A 15,077-nucleotide genomic window follows, 5' to 3' on the forward strand; every position below is an offset into this window, starting at 1 on the left:
CATTTGCCTATACGACATATCTTGTTGAGGACCTGTAGATATTCTCCCTGTTTCCGTGCTTGCCATCCTTGTCCATCTCAGCAAGACGCCGCTCGGTGTAGCGCGCGAAACGTACAAACGGCAATCCCAGCAGCAGGTATATTGCAGCAACGATTATCCCGGGTCCAAAATAGTCATAGTAAGTTGCAGATACCTGTCCGTAAGTCTTTGTCAGATCCACCATGGTTATTATTGAGACAAGCGAAGAATCCTTCAGCAGTGATATGAAGTCATTCGTTATCGGCGGGATCACTACGCGGATCGCCTGCGGAAGTATGACCTCACGCATTGCCTGCCATCTGGTCATGCCAAGGGCCAGAGCTGATTCCCACTGTGTGCGCGGTATTGCAAAGAGGCCGGCACGGTATATCTCTGCTTCATAGGCGGCGTAATTCAGCCCAAGTCCTATCGCTCCGGCCCAGAAAGGCGAGAATTTTATACCCACGCTGGGAAGGCCGTAGAATATAAAAAATAGCTGTATCAAAACAGGCGTGCCACGGACTATTTCGATATAACAGGTCGCAAGGCCGGCTATCCACTTAGGGGCAAATACGCGTGTGATCGCAAGTCCCAGACCGAGTCCTATTGCAAGGATCATAGCCGTTATGGAAACCTGCATGGTAACTATAGCGGCACGTCCGAAGGACGGCATCACTTCCTTGTATCTCTCTATGCGCTTAGCAAGAGTCAGAACCGGACGATGGTCTTCCGCCCAGTCGTTATAGCGTGAAGGCTCTACCTTCGATGGGCTGAAATCATTGAACTCAGTTGCCATTACGGGTGTCCAGAGGTTCCATCGGTCGTATATTTCCCGCAGTTTGCCGGAGTCGCGCAGATAGACGATAGCCTGATTGACCTCTTTCAGAAGTTCTTTATCATCTTTACGCATTGCGATCGCGTAGGTGATTTCTCCTATTGGGGGGCCGACAAATTTTATCTCCGGATTGAACCCCGCGGAGTAAAGTGCTATCGGTTGGTCGAACAATGCGGCATCCAGACGCCCGTTTGTAAGATCTTCATAGGTGTTTGCCTCTACGATGTATGTCCTTATATTAATGCCGCTGACTTCCTCGAGCACCTGCTGTGCATAGCTCTCTTTAAGCGTGCCGACTACCTTGCCCTTGCAGTCCTTTAAAGTTTTGATGCTGTTCTCTCTCTTACGTACGGCTAGCTGCAGGTAGGTCTTATAGTAAGGTATGGAGAAGTTTACGACATTTTTGTGTTCCGGAGTGACTTCCAGTCCGTTGATTGCGATGTCGTAAAGCCTGCGCTGCAGACCCGGTATGAGGTTGTCCCACGCGTTGTTGACGTAGACCGGTTTGCGGCCCATACGTTCAGCCAGGGCATTTACTATGTCGACCTCAAAGCCTATAAGCTCGCTTGGGTTCTTGGGGTTGGAGAACATATAAGGGAACCCCCCCTCGGAGTCTCCTCCCCAGCGCAGTTCTTTCTGCGGCTCTGCAGCGGCGGCATGCACCGGAGAACATGCAATAAGCGTATTTACTGAAACAGAGAAGAGTAATGCTATCAGCAGTGCGATCTTTTTCATCAGCATGTTGCCCCCGTATCCACAAAGTGGCGCAGGAACGCACGTGTACGGTCATTCTTAGGGTTGGCGAACAGTATATCTCCGTCATCGTATTCTACTATCTCGCCCTTGTCCATGAATATTATGTAGTCCGATGCGTCTCGCGCAAATTTCATTTCATGGGTGACGATTATCTGAGTCATGCCTTCTGAGTCCAAGTCCTTCATGACCTGCAAAACTTCGTCTACGAGCTCAGGGTCAAGTGCAGATGTAGGCTCGTCATATAGCATGACGCGCGGGTTCATGGCAAGAGCGCGTGCTATCGCGGCGCGCTGCCCCTGACCTCCTGACAGTGTCGAGGGATACTTGGACGCAAAATCTCTGAGCCCTACTTTGTCAAGCAGCCTCATCGCGAGTTCGTATGATTCATCCTTCTTCATGCCCTTCACTACCATGGGGGCAAGCATTATGTTCTGAAGCAGCGTCTTGTGGGGAAACAGATTGTAACTCTGAAAGACCATGCCTACCTCACTGCGCAGCTTATGCACAGTGTCCAGCATTTTTTCGTCAGGGACCTCCCCGGGTCTGCGCGAGACAGTAACCCCGGCTATAGAGATGGAACCGGAATCGAGGAGTTCAAGACAGTTGATACAGCGCAGGAATGTGGATTTGCCGCAGCCCGAGGGCCCAATGATAGAGGCAAGGTCCCCCTCATGTATGGTAAAGCTCACGTTTTTGAGGACCTCGCCGTCCTCAAAGCCTTTGCAGAGATTTTCTATTATGATCAATGGTTTGTTGACTACATTCAATGAAGATACCCCCTTTTGATATTAAGTGACATTCAGAACGGAGATCTTCATATACGGAGGTATTTTTCCTGTAGGGCAAAAGTGGCCGTCGAAGCGGCGGCATCTGTCACAACACCGGAATTGGACCGGCGGGTCAGTTCAGTGCGGGAGTTTTGGAGTTTCTCTCCATGTCTGTTACACCAGACACCAGTGTTTTTTTTCAATTTTTCTCTCACGTCCCTTCCGTATAGTGACATAACTCCTTAGATGCAGGATAAGTTGAGTTTAATGGGTTTTAATAGTAAATGCAATCATTTTTTGGTGAAATTTAAGGCGAAAAATCATGATTCAACGATCAGCCTGCTCTTCATATCCGAGCTCTTTCCTGGTTTTTGCTATATCTTCCTGTGTCTCGCGTATCCAGCGTTCCAGTGTCTCCGGTTTTATCTTCTTTGTCTTTGGGTCGTTGAGCAATGTGTCAAGTTTTTTCTCCTGGATCTTAAGCCACTCCATTTTTTTCTCCCGGTACTGTATGTCCGAGACAAGATTCCCCCGTTCTTCATCATCTTCTTTAACAAATGCCCGGCTCATAAATATATCACTCCTCCACTGAGCGGCCGCCCAGATGTATGCTGCTTCTATATAGTTTCTTTATAGAATTTCCTGTCTTTATTGCTCTCTACAATAATCAGTTTCATCTTAGGTCTGACATACGAAACAAGATCCTCGATATCGGCATTGCGCATGCGGATACAGCCATGCGTAGCCCATTTGCCTATTGAACGGGGATTATTGGTGCCGTGTATTGCGATCTGCCATTTGTTATAGAACGAGATCAGCTTTGATCCGTATACCCCATCCTGAGGTTTCCCCGGTTCGTCAAACCACGAAGGGTCGAAGACAAGCTTCGTCGCGTCCGGAACAACTCGGTATATCGTGAATGTCCCAGTAGGCGTTATGAGGTCGGTACGTGATTTTTTTACAGGACCACGCCCTCTGCCAACGGAGACGTACCAGCTCTTGTAAGGTTCAAAGCCCTTATAAAGAGTGAGACGAAGCTGCTCTTTATTTATCTTGATCCAGTACTCGTCTCCTTTTGGCTTCCAACTTGCTGCAGTAGCTGACTCTGCCGATAGTGTGATAAATATTATGAGCATGATAAGCAAAGAATATCTCTTCATAAAAGCTCTGCTCCCCTCAAAAAATATACTTTCTTAATTATAATGCAGCATTCGCTTATATTGCCACTTGTAACTGACATATATTATGAAGTAATATAAGCATTTGAATTACGGATGGATTCCGATACTATTTATCAGGAGGCGGTCACAATGGAAATAATCAAAGCGCCGCGTGGAACAAGAGACATACTTGGCGATGAGTCGTGGAAATGGGCATACGTTACGGGGATCTGCCGCGACGTGGCAGACGACTATGGATATAAAGAGGTCCATCTTCCTATATTTGAACATACCGAGCTTTTTAGCCGCGGCGTCGGCGAGACGACGGATGTCGTCGAGAAGGAAATGTACACGTTCGTGGACAAGGGCGGAAGGAGCATCACACTGCGCCCTGAGCTTACAGCTTCTATGGTGCGCTCATATCTGGAAAACGAGATGAATAAGGGACCGCAGCCGGTCAAACTTTGGTCGATCGGCCCTATGTTCCGCTATGAGCGTCCGCAGAAGGGGCGATACCGTCAGTTTGTGCAGCTAGATATAGAGGCTCTCGGCGCGCAGGACGCCTATGTCGACCTGGAGGTGATAGATTTTTCAATGGAACTTTATCGCAGACTCGGTCTCTCGAACCTTCAGGTCGTCCTTAACTCCGTTGGATGCCCAAAGTGCCGCCCTGTATACAGGAAAGTCCTTCAGGATTATCTTAAGGGAAGATTTGAAGAACTCTGCGATACCTGCAAGAGCCGTTTTGACCGCAATCCCCTGCGCATACTCGACTGCAAGAGCCCTATATGCAAAGAGATCACCGAAAACGCGCCGGCTGTTACAGACCACCTCTGTGACGAGTGCAGGGAGCATTTTGAACAGCTCTGCCGCGGACTTGACCGGATCGGGGCCGTAGTTAAGCGTGATAACAGGCTTGTCCGCGGACTTGATTACTACACTAAGACAGCTTATGAGATTCTTTCAGGGGACCTCGGTTCACAGAATGCCGTCTGCGGCGGCGGGCGTTATGATAACTTGGCGGAAGCCATAGGCGGGCCGCACGTCCCGGGAGTAGGCTTTGCATCCGGCATAGAACGTGTCGTACTCACGATGGAGGCCCAGGGATGCGGCTTCGGCAAGGAACCGGTAAACATGGTCTACGTCGTGGCGGCTGAGCCGGATGTCAAGCTTGAGACGATGAACCTTGTGAGGACTCTCAGACAGAACCGTATCTCCGCCGATATGGACTATATGGGCAGAAGCATGAAGAACCAGATGAAGAATGCCGGAAACTTTGCACAATACGCCTGTATCCTCGGCAGCGCAGAGATAGACAGGGGCGTTGTCGCGGTCAAAAACCTAAAGGACGGAACGCAGGAAGAGCTGACTGTAGAGGCACTGATAAAGAAGTTGAAGTAAACGCTGAAGCGCATTGCCGCACCGATATTCAAAAGATCGTCTTGAAAGAAGGAATTTGTAATGGATCGACATTATAACGCGTCGTGGAAGAGAACGATGCGCTGTGGGGAGCCAAGGCTGGAAGATGCTGGGAAGGACGCAGTGCTCAACGGCTGGCTGCGATGTCGCCGGGACCTTGGAGGGATAATTTTTATCGAGCTCTGGGACAAGACAGGGGTAACTCAGGTAGTCTTCAATCCGGAGCTGAACGCAGAGGCGCACGAACGCGCCGGTACGCTGCGAAGCGAGTATGTGCTTGCAGTCAGGGGTAAGCTGCGCAGGCGTCCTGAGGGAACAGAGAATCCTGCGATCGCTACCGGTCAGGTGGAACTGCTGGTAGACGACTTCCTTGTCCTTTCGCCGGCCAAGCTTGTGCCTTTTGAGATCGATAACGCTGACGCAGTCAACGAGGATCTGCGCCTTAAATTCCGTTATCTTGACCTAAGGCGCGAGCGGATGCAGAAGAACCTGCAAACGCGCCATAATATAACGTCTTATACGCGTAATTACTTCAGCGCACAGGGTTTTCTCGATATTGAGACGCCGATGCTTACCAAATCTACGCCTGAAGGAGCGAGGGACTATCTCGTCCCGAGCCGTGTCAACCCCGGGAAATTCTATGCGCTGCCCCAGTCGCCTCAGTTATTCAAGCAACTTCTCATGGTCAGCGGCTGTGACAGGTATATGCAGATAGTCAAATGCTTCCGCGATGAGGATCTGCGTGCGGACCGCCAGCCGGAATTCACTCAGATAGACCTTGAAATGAGCTTCATAACAGAAGAGGATATCATGACTATGGTAGAGAATTATCTTTCCGGTCTCTTCAAAGAGATACTTGGCGAAGAGATAAGGACGCCGTTCCTTCGCATGACATGGAAGGATGCGATGGACCTTTACGGAAGCGATAAGCCTGATTTGCGTATCCCGATGGAGATGGTCAGTCTGGAAGAGGTTTTCTCCGCCGCAGAAAACCCGTTCGCGGCCATTGTTGAAAAGGGCGGTGCGATAAAGGGGCTGAGGCTTCCTGGCGGGGCCGACCTCTCGCGCAAGGAGCTCTCCGATCTTGAGAACCGTGCCAAGGTGCTTGGCGCTAAGGGCATGGCCAACTTTCAGGTCAAGGCGTCCGAGCTGAAAGGCCCGCTTGTCAAGTTCCTTGATGAGCCGCGTATTGCCAGGCTAAAGGAACTTTCTGCAATAGAGGACGGAGACGCTCTCTTCATCATGGCTGATGAGAACTGGCGCAGGGCCTGTGAAATTCTTGGACAGATACGCCTTGAGCTCGGTAAGGCTCGCGGGCTTGTGAAAGAAGAGTTCCGTTTCCTCTGGGTCACGGAATTCCCGCTCTTTGAGTGGGATGATGAGACGGAGCGCTACATGGCTGTGCATCATCCGTTCACAGCCCCGATGGACGAAGATATGGAATATTTGCTCACAGAACCCGGTAAAGTGCGTTCGAGAGCTTACGATGTCGTACTCAACGGCAATGAGATAGGCGGAGGTTCGATAAGGATACATAACCCCGAGATGCAGTCGAAGGCCTTCCAGGCGCTGAACTTTACTCCCGAGGCCGCGAAAGAGCGTTTCGGGTTCCTGCTCGAGGGGCTCAGTTACGGGACGCCTCCGCACGGAGGGCTTGCTCTCGGTCTTGACCGGCTTGTTATGCTTATCTGCGGCTGCAGATCCATCCGTGACGTAATGGCGTTCCCGAAAAACCAGAAGGCACAGTGTCCGATGACAGAGGCCCCGTCGGCAGTTGAGACGAAACAGCTGGAGGAACTTTCCATAAGGATAGTCGATCCTATTTTATAGTTTAGTATGATCTGACAGGATCAACATTGTGAATTTATGGAGCCGGCCGTTGAAAGCGCAACTGATATTTCTTCGGCCGGTTTCTTTCGCGGAGTTTTCCCTGCTGTTGCCGAACATGTTTCTGGCATGTATTTTTTTGCATTTGAAATTGTTTTGCAATGGATAAGTATTTTATTCGCTTACGGAGTCTGTTTCATGCGCTATAATAATTGCAAATATCTGATAAACAGGAGGGATATCTAATGGCCAAGCTTCGTTATCTGGGACACAGCGCATTCTATATCGAAGGAGATGGACTTAAAGCTCTGATAGATCCTTTCTTTTTGGGTAATCCCCAGGCAGTCGCAAAGCCGGGAGACTTTACAGATATCAGCCATATATTCCTTACACACGGGCATAGCGACCATATAGGAGACACTGTTGAAATAGCAAGGCGAACAGGGGCCAGTGTCTTTACGTGCAACGAGTTGGCGGGTTTTCTTGCTTCAAAGGGTGTCAAGACGGAGGGAATGCATATCGGAGGCAGAGCAAGGTTCCCGTTCGGCCGTGTGAAACTCACTCCGGCGTGGCACGGCTGCTCTGTGATTGACGGCGGAGAGACACGATATGCCGGTATTGCCTGTGGTTTTGTAATCGAAGTAGAGGGCAGGAAGGTCTATCATTCCGGTGACACAGGGCTCACGATGGAGATGCATCTCCTTGCCGATGAAAATATTGACATCGCATTGCTTCCGATAGGCGGCTATTTCACTATGGACATCGATGATGCGGCAAAAGCGGTCAAAATGATAAAACCGCGTGTTGTGGTCCCCATGCACTACAACACATTCCCGCAAATTACCGCGGATCCAGAGGACTTCCTGCGCGCCGTAGGCGAGCAGATGACCGGTGTCAAGATACTCAAGCCGGGTCAGGAAATGGTTTTTTAGCTTTCCGGCCTGTTTCCCTCAGAACGGGATAACGCGATGCAGCTGATCCCCGAACAAGGGAATGGCCCGATCTGATCCCAATAATAAACACTTTTGAGTCTTCTCATCAACAAAGATAGCGGTCCTCTCTTTTCGGAGGGCCGCTATCTCTCTTTACTCATTTATATTGTTTGCAGATGCGAGCCGCCGCCCGCCGGGATGAACTCTATTTATCCTTTAAAGCCGCTGCGGCCTTTGCAAACCAGCCCTTACCCTCCACCATGCGTGAGATAAGCAACGCGGAGCATGTGTCTCCTGTGGCATTGACCATAGTAGCCGCAGGGTCTACAAGGAATCCTATCGTCGCTATGATCGGGAAGGCCTCCGGCGGGAATCCGTACAGGCTTACGATGAGCATCTCGCCCACAAGACCGCCGCCTGGGATGCCGGAAAGCACGACACCTGAAAGTACTGCGACCGCTACTGCGGTTGCCATAGTGCCAAACCCTGTGAACGGTATGTTGAAGATGCCGAAGAGGAAAGCGATCTTAAGGATGCCGCTGAGGCAGGAGCCCTCCATGTGCGCAGTTGCGCCTATAGGGAGGACGATGTCGCTGATATCCTTTGGAATGCCCATATTTGTAGCTGCCACCAGATTAACGGGAAGTGTCGCATTGCTGCTTCCGGTGCCAAGGGCCATGACCGCAGGCGTAATGATATTGCGCCAGAAGACCCCGACACCCGCTCCCTCTGTAGCGATCCACGCGTAGATCGTGAATGCTATGAAGAAATATCCGAATGTCACCACGTGGTAGACTATCATCGAGCGCAGGTATGCGCCAAGAAGCTGCGGACCGTAGTCGCCGACCAGCGTCGCAAAGTATGCGCCAAGACCTATAGGTGCGTAGTACATAAGGTATTTGACCATCTGGAGCATTGCATCGGCTACGACTGCTATGCCCCTGCCGACGGAACGGCCTCTCTCTCCCAGAGTTTGCAGACAGAACCCGAAAAAAATCGTAAAAATAATCAGAGGCAGCATAGCGCGGCGTGATAGCAACAGAGGGAAATCTTCGACGGTGAACGCTTTTACTATCTGATCTGCCGTTTTGAACGCCTGGATGTCACCGGCTGCCTTTAGCTGTATCGAAGTGCCGGCAGCAGGAGGGAAGAATGTAACAGTGATGAGCATAAGGATAGCTGCTATTGCTCCGGTTACGAGGAAGACAATGACCAGGGATTTCATCACGCGCCCGAGTCTTTCCATCGAGGACATCTGGGCTACGGCGCTGCATATCGTCGTGAATACAAGAGGCACGACCACCATGAACATCGCGTTGATAAAGACGTCTCCAAATGGTTTGAACATAAGTGCGTCTTTCCCCATCACGCCTCCGATGAAGCTCCCAAGACATATGGAGAATAAGAGGATGATCGGGAACCGGTATGATTTCCAGAAACTTTTTGATTCTGCAGCCATAATGAACTCTCCCTTCGTTTAATTAAATTTCTGCGGACTGATCTCGTTAAGTATAGAGCAAAAATACCCCGCAGATAAAGCGTAAATCGAAATATAAGACAAAATTATGAGAAATAACAATGACATCCCGGACAAATAAAAGCAGAAATAATTTTAAGTCCTGTATAGAAATCAATACAAATTGCAGACCAGCCCTTAATAAATCAGCCTGCGATCCATTGCGCATGATTATACATTAATTATTCAAAAATACTATATCAAATTTGAGTCAATCGATATTTTCAGAATTGGTAGGTTTGTATGCATGGATCCTTATCATAAGCGGCAAAACGGCGGTCAGGAGTAATGGAGCTATCGGCATAAAAAAAGACCCGGCAATGAGGGGCCGGATCTCAAAAACTCTTCGATAAATGGTGCCGGGGACGAGAATTGAACTCGTACGGGTTGCCCCACACGCCCCTCAAACGTGCGTGTCTACCATTTCCACCACCCCGGCACTCAAGACTTTGAAATTATACGTAGCATAGTGCCTTTCGTCAAGTGTCTGGGGAAAAATCTGTGTCTGGGGAAAAATCACATGGCCTTGTTAATTATTGACAATTTCAAGAGTAAACGCGACCCACTGAAGAGATGAGGGACTAAATAAGTTCCGCAAATATTGGGGGCGTGGAGCTATAAAAAACGGAGCCTATGATGAGGGCTCCGTCCAATGGTTGCTGCTTCAGTTTTAATTAAATTCGCGGCGTTCTTTGATACGCGCAGCTTTACCGCTGAGTTCGCGCAGGTAATAGAGCTTTGCCCTGCGTACCTTACCCTTACGGGCAACTTCGATTTTGTCGATGCTGGGGCAGTGGACGGGGAATATTCTTTCCACTCCGATGCCGTTTGACATCTTGCGGACAATGAAATTCTCTCGGATGCCTCCGTGCTGGCGCCCGATCACGACTCCTTCAAATATCTGGATACGTTCGCGGTTCCCTTCCTTGACCTTGACGTGGACTTTGACTGTGTCGCCCGGGCGGAATTCGGGGATCATATCGGTATCTTTTGCGAATTTCTTCTCTATCAGAGCTATTCTGGGATCTATCATGAGGTTTTTCCCTCCTTGTTTTGAAATATTTTTTATCAAACTGATGTACCGTTCTTTTGCAGTAATGTTTGATTTATCGCGGGAGCGGATCGTGATGGCATTCTTTTAAATTAAAGGATCGGTGTCTTTAATTTTCATTTTTACGATTGCCTCACAATTTTTCAGGCTTATCTCCAGCCGAAAAACCTGTCCAGCGTTATACTGACTGCACTTCTGACTGACAGGTGGTTCCAGCCGTCCATACCGCCCAGTATCGGCGTCATTACCGCGTCTGCTGATTCCAGTATCTCTTGGTGAAGACCCCAGCCTGTGCCGAATATTAAAACGGGGCTGTGGTCTTTCTCGAGTATCTCCCGTTTCAGCGATAGCCAATGAACTGCTCCATTATGTGCTTTCGCGGTGGTAGCGATTTTATACGGTTCTTTTTTTTCTCTGTCTCTCACCCAGTCAAGGGCTTTTTCAACGGAGGCGAATATTTTCACGGTGCTGAATGCTTCTTTCCTGTCAGGGTTATATGATGCGCCCCAGCCATCAGTCCAATGTCCGATTATTCTCTTTGCCATCTCCCTCTGCTGTGCCAGCGGTGTTACAAGAAGGTATTTTTTTATCCCATATGTCCTGCAGGCCCTTGCGATGTCGTGAATATCCATTCCCGTTATCGCCGTTGAGGACTTCCCGCCATGCCTGTCAAGCACAGGATAATGGACCTCCATTACATAGGATCCCCCGCTGAGCCAGGGCATTATCCCTGCCCTGCCGACGATGTCGGGCCTTCTTTTCAGGGTCCTTTCCACGGACTGCCGCCTGCGCCATTTTTCTATGGCTTTGGCATCCCCGCTTATCAGAACTTCCGGCACTTCTTCGCCCTGCCATTTTGCCGGGCGCGTGTAGTGCGGGGTATCCAGCATACCGCTGTAAAAGGAGTCCTCCCTCACCGCAGAGCTCTTGCCGACGACTCCCGGGATAAGGCGCGAAACAGCATCCACGATCGCCATAGCAGGCATTTCGCCGCCTGTAAGAACAAAATCACCGAGAGATACTTCAAGGTCGATGTGTTTTTTAATGAACCTTTCGTCTACTCCTTCATAATGTCCGCAGAGTATAACTATGTGTTCTTTTCTTGCCAAGTCCTCTACCAGTTCCTGATGGAGCCTGATCCCCTGCGGCGAAGGGTAAACCGTGTACGGTTTGCCGTCTGCAGATATACTCGCCAGAGCTTTTTCGAGCGGTTCAGGCATAAGCATCATGCCCCCGCTTCCGTAGCAGTAGTCGTCTATCTGCCTGTAGTCTCCCCGCGCGAAGTCTCGTATATCTATAACCTCGGCTTCTAGTTTACCTGCCGCTATCCCGCGTCCAAGCACGCTGGCGGCGAGATAGCTCCGCATGAGTTCAGGAAACGCTGTCAGGATCGATATTTTCATATCAGTCCCAGAGCCCCTCCGGTATTGTTACTGTCATAGTTCCTCCGGCTATGTCAACGCAGTTTATCGCGTCGGCGATGGCCGGTATAGGCTTGACGGCGCCTTCTGTTGTTCTGATCATGTAGACGTCATTGCTGCCGGTGAACATAATTTCTTCAAGGACCCCGAGTTCACGCCCGGTACCGTTTTCAACAGCTTTAAGGCCTACGATTTCATCTATCCAGTATTCATCCTCAGAGAGTTTGACACGGTCTTCATTCGCAACTGTGACAACGCTGCCCCTGAAAGTCTCGGCTGTCTCCTTGTCTTCCACTCCATTTGCATTAAAGAAGAATGTTCCCTTGCCCTCGTATGGGACGAGCCTGCTGACCTTGAGAGTGCATCTGGGCTTTCCGGGTTTGTCAAGAACGAGTTCCTTCATGTCCAGGAAACGCTCCGGATAGTCGGTGAGAGGCAGTATTAGCATAGTACCTCTTATGCCGTGTGTCCCCACTATTTTCCCAATAGTCGTTCTCTCTTCCGGAGATGGTTCAGTCTTCCTCGACATCAACATCGACCTTTTCGCCGGATTTTATTGATGCAGCCTTTGCAATATGGCGGATAGCGTTGATAGTGGACCCTTTTTTACCTATTACCCTGCCGATGTCCTCTTTGGCGACCCTGATCGTTATCAGTATTGCTCCGGAGTCGCTGCGGTCTTCGGAGACCTTTGCTTCGTCGGGCTTTGTTACAAGCCTTTTGACTATCAGGTCTACCAGGTCGACATAATCAGGCATTGATATCTCCCGCCCTCATTAAGCTTTTGTCGGAGCATCAAATACCCCGGCTCTTTTGAGCAGTATTCTGGCTGTCTCTGACGGGGAAGCCCCGTTCTTGATCCAGAATGCCGCACGCTCTACGTCCACTTTTACCTCTGCCGGATCTGTCAGGGGATTGTAGGTCCCCAGTATCTCGATAAAGCGGCCGTCTCTCGGGGAATGAGAGTCGGCAACTACGAGGCGGTAAAAGGGAGCCTTCTTTTTCCCGTGACGGGAAAGACGAATACGAACTGCCATCTGCGCAAACACCTCCTGTTATGTGTTTTAAAGGGTTTTTATGTGCCCTTTACTATATTGAAAAACGTGAAAGCTTATCGCTGTGTGCGGTATTTTCCTGCCGCAGTCTCACGCAGTTTCCTTATTTGAAGAAGCCGCGGCGTCCGCCGCCGAAGCCACCCATTCCGCCCATCATTCCCGGCGGCATTTTGAAGCCCCTGCCTCCGTCCGACATCTTGCCGAAGCTCTTCATCATCGTCTTCATCTGTTCATACTGGGCAAGCACCTGATTTACCATCTGGACCGTTGTGCCGGATCCCTCAGCTATCCTTCTGCGGCGGCTGCCCTTGATTATTTCCGGGTTGCGGCGCTCCTTGAGCGTCATAGAGAGGATGATGGCTTCAGTCTGTTTCATGCGCTTCGGGTCAATTTTCGCATCCTTCAGCGCCTTGCTGGCGCCTGGTATAGGAAGCATTTCAAGGACTTTTTCGAGCGGACCGAGTTTCTGTATCTGCTGAAGCTGCAAGAGCATGTCTTCCATAGTGAAGCGGTTTTTCTTGAGACTCTCGGTCATACGGCTGATATCAGCCTCACTTGTTGCGGACTGGACTTTTTCGAGAAGTCCCTCCATGTCGCCCATCCCTATAATGCGCTGCGCCATGCGGCGTGCGTCAAAGACCTCAAGGTCTTCAGTCTTTTCACCGCATCCGGCAAGCTTTATAGGAACGCCTGTGCTGGCGCGGATAGCAAGCGAAGGACCGCCCCTTGCATCTCCGTCGAGTTTTGTGAGGACGACTCCTGTGAGCCCGAGATGTTCATGGAACGTGGCAGCTACATTGACGGCCTCCTGTCCTGTCATCGAATCTACGACCAACAGTATCTCCGTCGGAGGTACCGTGCGCTTCATGCGCTCAAGTTCCTGCATGAGTTCGTCGTCCATCTGGAGGCGTCCTGCCGTGTCAAGTATTATCATATCGCAGAGGTGGTTTTCTGCGTAAGCTATCGAATTTGAAGCTACTTTTACCGGATCATTCTCTCCCTGTGCGGGACCGAAGAATGCAACGCCGGCTTTTTCAGCGAGCACGCGGAGCTGCTCTACTGCCGCAGGTCTGCGGAGGTCACATGCTACGACGAGAGGCTTATGCCCCTTTGCCATTCTCTTTGCTATCTTGACGGCTGTAGTAGTTTTACCTGAGCCCTGAAGCCCCACCATCATGTATATCGTCGGGGGCTTTGGCGATACAGCGAGGGGGACAGGCGCGTCCCCCATAATTTTTATAAGCTCTTCATAAACTATCGTGAATATAAGCTGGGCCGGAGTTATTGAATCCAAAACGGTCTGCCCCGTTGCGCGGACTCTTATAGCTTCGGTAACTTCCTTGACGACCTTATAGTTTACGTCCGCCTCAAGCAGTGCGCGGCGCACTTCACGGAGCGCTTCGCTGATATCCTCCGCTGTGAGCTTTCCCTTACCTCTTAGCGAGGCAAATATGTTTTCAAATCTTTCTTTCAGTGAGTCAAACATCAAAAGTTCCCCTTACGATCCCAGCATGTTTTTAAATGTATTGTAGAAATCTTCCGGCAGGCGTGTCCTGTTGTCATCAAGAAGCTGTGCCATTATCTCTGCGCGGTTCTCTTTTTCGAGAAGGCCCAGCAGTTTCTCCGAGTTCTCCATGTGTTCTTTTGCCCTTGTAATAAGGTCGTGGACGCCTTGACGGGAAACATTCAGTGTTTCTGCCGCCTCAGCCAGAGATAAATCCTGAAGGAGCACCATCTCGCATGCAAGGCGCTGTTTTTCCGTAAGAAGAGCGCCATAAGCATCAAGCAATAGTCCGTCTCTTATGCGCTGGTTCAGCGAATCTCTGTTAGACAAAATAACGCCCCCTGTCAAATACAGCGTGTGCATTATACAGGGGGCGTTTATCACTTGTCAAGTAAAAACACTTGACGGCCGATATATGTCTTTACTGCTCAGAAAAATCGGAATAATATAATGACATATAACATCAATATAAAAACAGTGGCCATTTATTGTGGAAGCTGACAGAAAACGCGGCAAAATTTGGCAATGACAGAAGAGGAGGTTAAATATCAGCATGGATATATTGGAAAAGACACGTCAGGAATTTGTTGAGATAATAAGGGATAACGGCTGGGATGACGAATATATAAATGTGGTAAGCGCCCACCCTCTGAGTGCAAGTGAATCCATCGGTTGTCCTGATCGGCAGGATTATCCGATTCTCAAAGGCAGAGAAGTGATGATCGAGGCTTTATTCAGAGGTTCCAAGGGACAGGCTTATACAGATCAGCCTGGAAATTATGCTGGAACATTGAAAAATGTTGCCGATTTATCCCT

General features: G+C 49.9%; 16 protein-coding genes and 1 tRNA gene. 4 read left to right on the forward strand and 13 right to left on the reverse strand.

Going from position 1 to position 15,077, the window contains the following annotated elements; genetic code table 11:
* Positions 1 to 7 precede the first annotated feature (7 nt).
* From LLF78_07275 to LLF78_07290, 4 genes are all read right to left on the reverse strand, one after another.
* Entirely contained in the window at positions 8 to 1,588 is a 1,581-nt protein-coding gene (locus LLF78_07275; GenBank protein ID MCE5202296.1) for an ABC transporter substrate-binding protein/permease, read from the reverse strand.
* Positions 1,588 to 2,355 (reverse strand): amino acid ABC transporter ATP-binding protein, encoded by a 768-nt coding sequence (locus tag LLF78_07280; protein ID MCE5202297.1) that lies wholly within the window; start codon positions 2,353 to 2,355, stop codon positions 1,588 to 1,590. Before LLF78_07280 ends, LLF78_07275 begins: the two co-directional genes overlap by 1 nt.
* A gap of 348 nt (positions 2,356 to 2,703) precedes the next feature.
* Positions 2,704 to 2,946 carry a hypothetical protein gene (locus tag LLF78_07285; protein MCE5202298.1) on the reverse strand — a complete coding sequence of 81 codons (243 nt, stop codon included), beginning with the start codon at positions 2,944 to 2,946 and terminating at the stop codon, positions 2,704 to 2,706.
* A gap of 47 nt (positions 2,947 to 2,993) precedes the next feature.
* Positions 2,994 to 3,536, reverse strand: a complete 543-nt coding sequence (locus LLF78_07290; protein MCE5202299.1) for a L,D-transpeptidase — start codon at positions 3,534 to 3,536, stop codon at positions 2,994 to 2,996.
* Between the two features lie 150 nt (positions 3,537 to 3,686).
* Here LLF78_07290 and hisS point away from each other — a divergent pair, with 150 nt between their 5' ends.
* The 3 genes from hisS (at position 3,687) to LLF78_07305 (ending at position 7,714) form a co-directional block, all read left to right on the forward strand.
* Positions 3,687 to 4,937 (forward strand): histidine--tRNA ligase, encoded by a 1,251-nt coding sequence (hisS, locus tag LLF78_07295; GenBank protein ID MCE5202300.1) that lies wholly within the window; start codon positions 3,687 to 3,689, stop codon positions 4,935 to 4,937.
* A gap of 60 nt (positions 4,938 to 4,997) precedes the next feature.
* Positions 4,998 to 6,785 carry an aspartate--tRNA ligase gene (gene aspS, locus LLF78_07300; protein ID MCE5202301.1) on the forward strand — a complete coding sequence of 596 codons (1,788 nt, stop codon included), beginning with the start codon at positions 4,998 to 5,000 and terminating at the stop codon, positions 6,783 to 6,785.
* A 242-nt stretch (positions 6,786 to 7,027) separates the two neighbouring features.
* The gene (locus tag LLF78_07305; protein ID MCE5202302.1) at positions 7,028 to 7,714 is read left to right on the forward strand and encodes a metal-dependent hydrolase; all 687 of its coding nucleotides are present in this window, start codon (positions 7,028 to 7,030) and stop codon (positions 7,712 to 7,714) included.
* 205 nt (positions 7,715 to 7,919) lie between these two features.
* On the opposite strand, the gene LLF78_07310 is transcribed toward LLF78_07305, so the two are convergent.
* The 9 genes from LLF78_07310 to LLF78_07350 all read right to left on the reverse strand — a co-directional run bounded on the left by LLF78_07310 (position 7,920) and on the right by LLF78_07350 (position 14,591).
* Positions 7,920 to 9,173, reverse strand: a complete 1,254-nt coding sequence (locus LLF78_07310; protein MCE5202303.1) for a dicarboxylate/amino acid:cation symporter — start codon at positions 9,171 to 9,173, stop codon at positions 7,920 to 7,922.
* A 411-nt stretch (positions 9,174 to 9,584) separates the two neighbouring features.
* A tRNA-Leu gene (locus LLF78_07315) sits at positions 9,585 to 9,669 on the reverse strand.
* Between the two features lie 231 nt (positions 9,670 to 9,900).
* Positions 9,901 to 10,263, reverse strand: coding sequence for a 50S ribosomal protein L19 (gene rplS / locus LLF78_07320; protein MCE5202304.1), 363 nt, complete (start codon positions 10,261 to 10,263; stop codon positions 9,901 to 9,903).
* A gap of 167 nt (positions 10,264 to 10,430) precedes the next feature.
* Complete coding sequence (gene trmD / locus LLF78_07325) at positions 10,431 to 11,684, reverse strand: tRNA (guanosine(37)-N1)-methyltransferase TrmD (protein MCE5202305.1); 1,254 nt, start codon at positions 11,682 to 11,684, stop codon at positions 10,431 to 10,433.
* Between the two features lies 1 nt (position 11,685).
* On the reverse strand, positions 11,686 to 12,231 hold the full coding sequence (gene rimM / locus LLF78_07330) for a ribosome maturation factor RimM (protein ID MCE5202306.1): 546 nt from the start codon (positions 12,229 to 12,231) through the stop codon (positions 11,686 to 11,688).
* A complete protein-coding gene (locus tag LLF78_07335) occupies positions 12,215 to 12,460 on the reverse strand; it encodes a KH domain-containing protein (GenBank protein ID MCE5202307.1) in 246 nt (81 codons plus the stop codon). The genes rimM and LLF78_07335 overlap by 17 nt, the downstream gene beginning before the upstream one ends.
* Positions 12,461 to 12,478: 18 nt before the next feature.
* Positions 12,479 to 12,739: a 30S ribosomal protein S16 gene (rpsP, locus tag LLF78_07340; GenBank protein ID MCE5202308.1), complete on the reverse strand. Its 261-nt coding sequence runs from the start codon at positions 12,737 to 12,739 to the stop codon at positions 12,479 to 12,481.
* 121 nt (positions 12,740 to 12,860) lie between these two features.
* Positions 12,861 to 14,243 carry a signal recognition particle protein gene (gene ffh / locus LLF78_07345; protein ID MCE5202309.1) on the reverse strand — a complete coding sequence of 461 codons (1,383 nt, stop codon included), beginning with the start codon at positions 14,241 to 14,243 and terminating at the stop codon, positions 12,861 to 12,863.
* A gap of 12 nt (positions 14,244 to 14,255) precedes the next feature.
* Complete coding sequence (locus tag LLF78_07350) at positions 14,256 to 14,591, reverse strand: DNA-binding protein (protein MCE5202310.1); 336 nt, start codon at positions 14,589 to 14,591, stop codon at positions 14,256 to 14,258.
* 223 nt (positions 14,592 to 14,814) lie between these two features.
* Here LLF78_07350 and LLF78_07355 point away from each other — a divergent pair.
* Positions 14,815 to 15,077: hypothetical protein (locus LLF78_07355; GenBank protein ID MCE5202311.1), on the forward strand; the 263-nt coding region annotated here is incomplete at its 3' end.

The organism is Synergistaceae bacterium, from assembly GCA_021372895.1.
In the GTDB taxonomy this organism is placed as follows: Bacteria; Synergistota; Synergistia; order Synergistales; family Synergistaceae; genus JAJFTP01.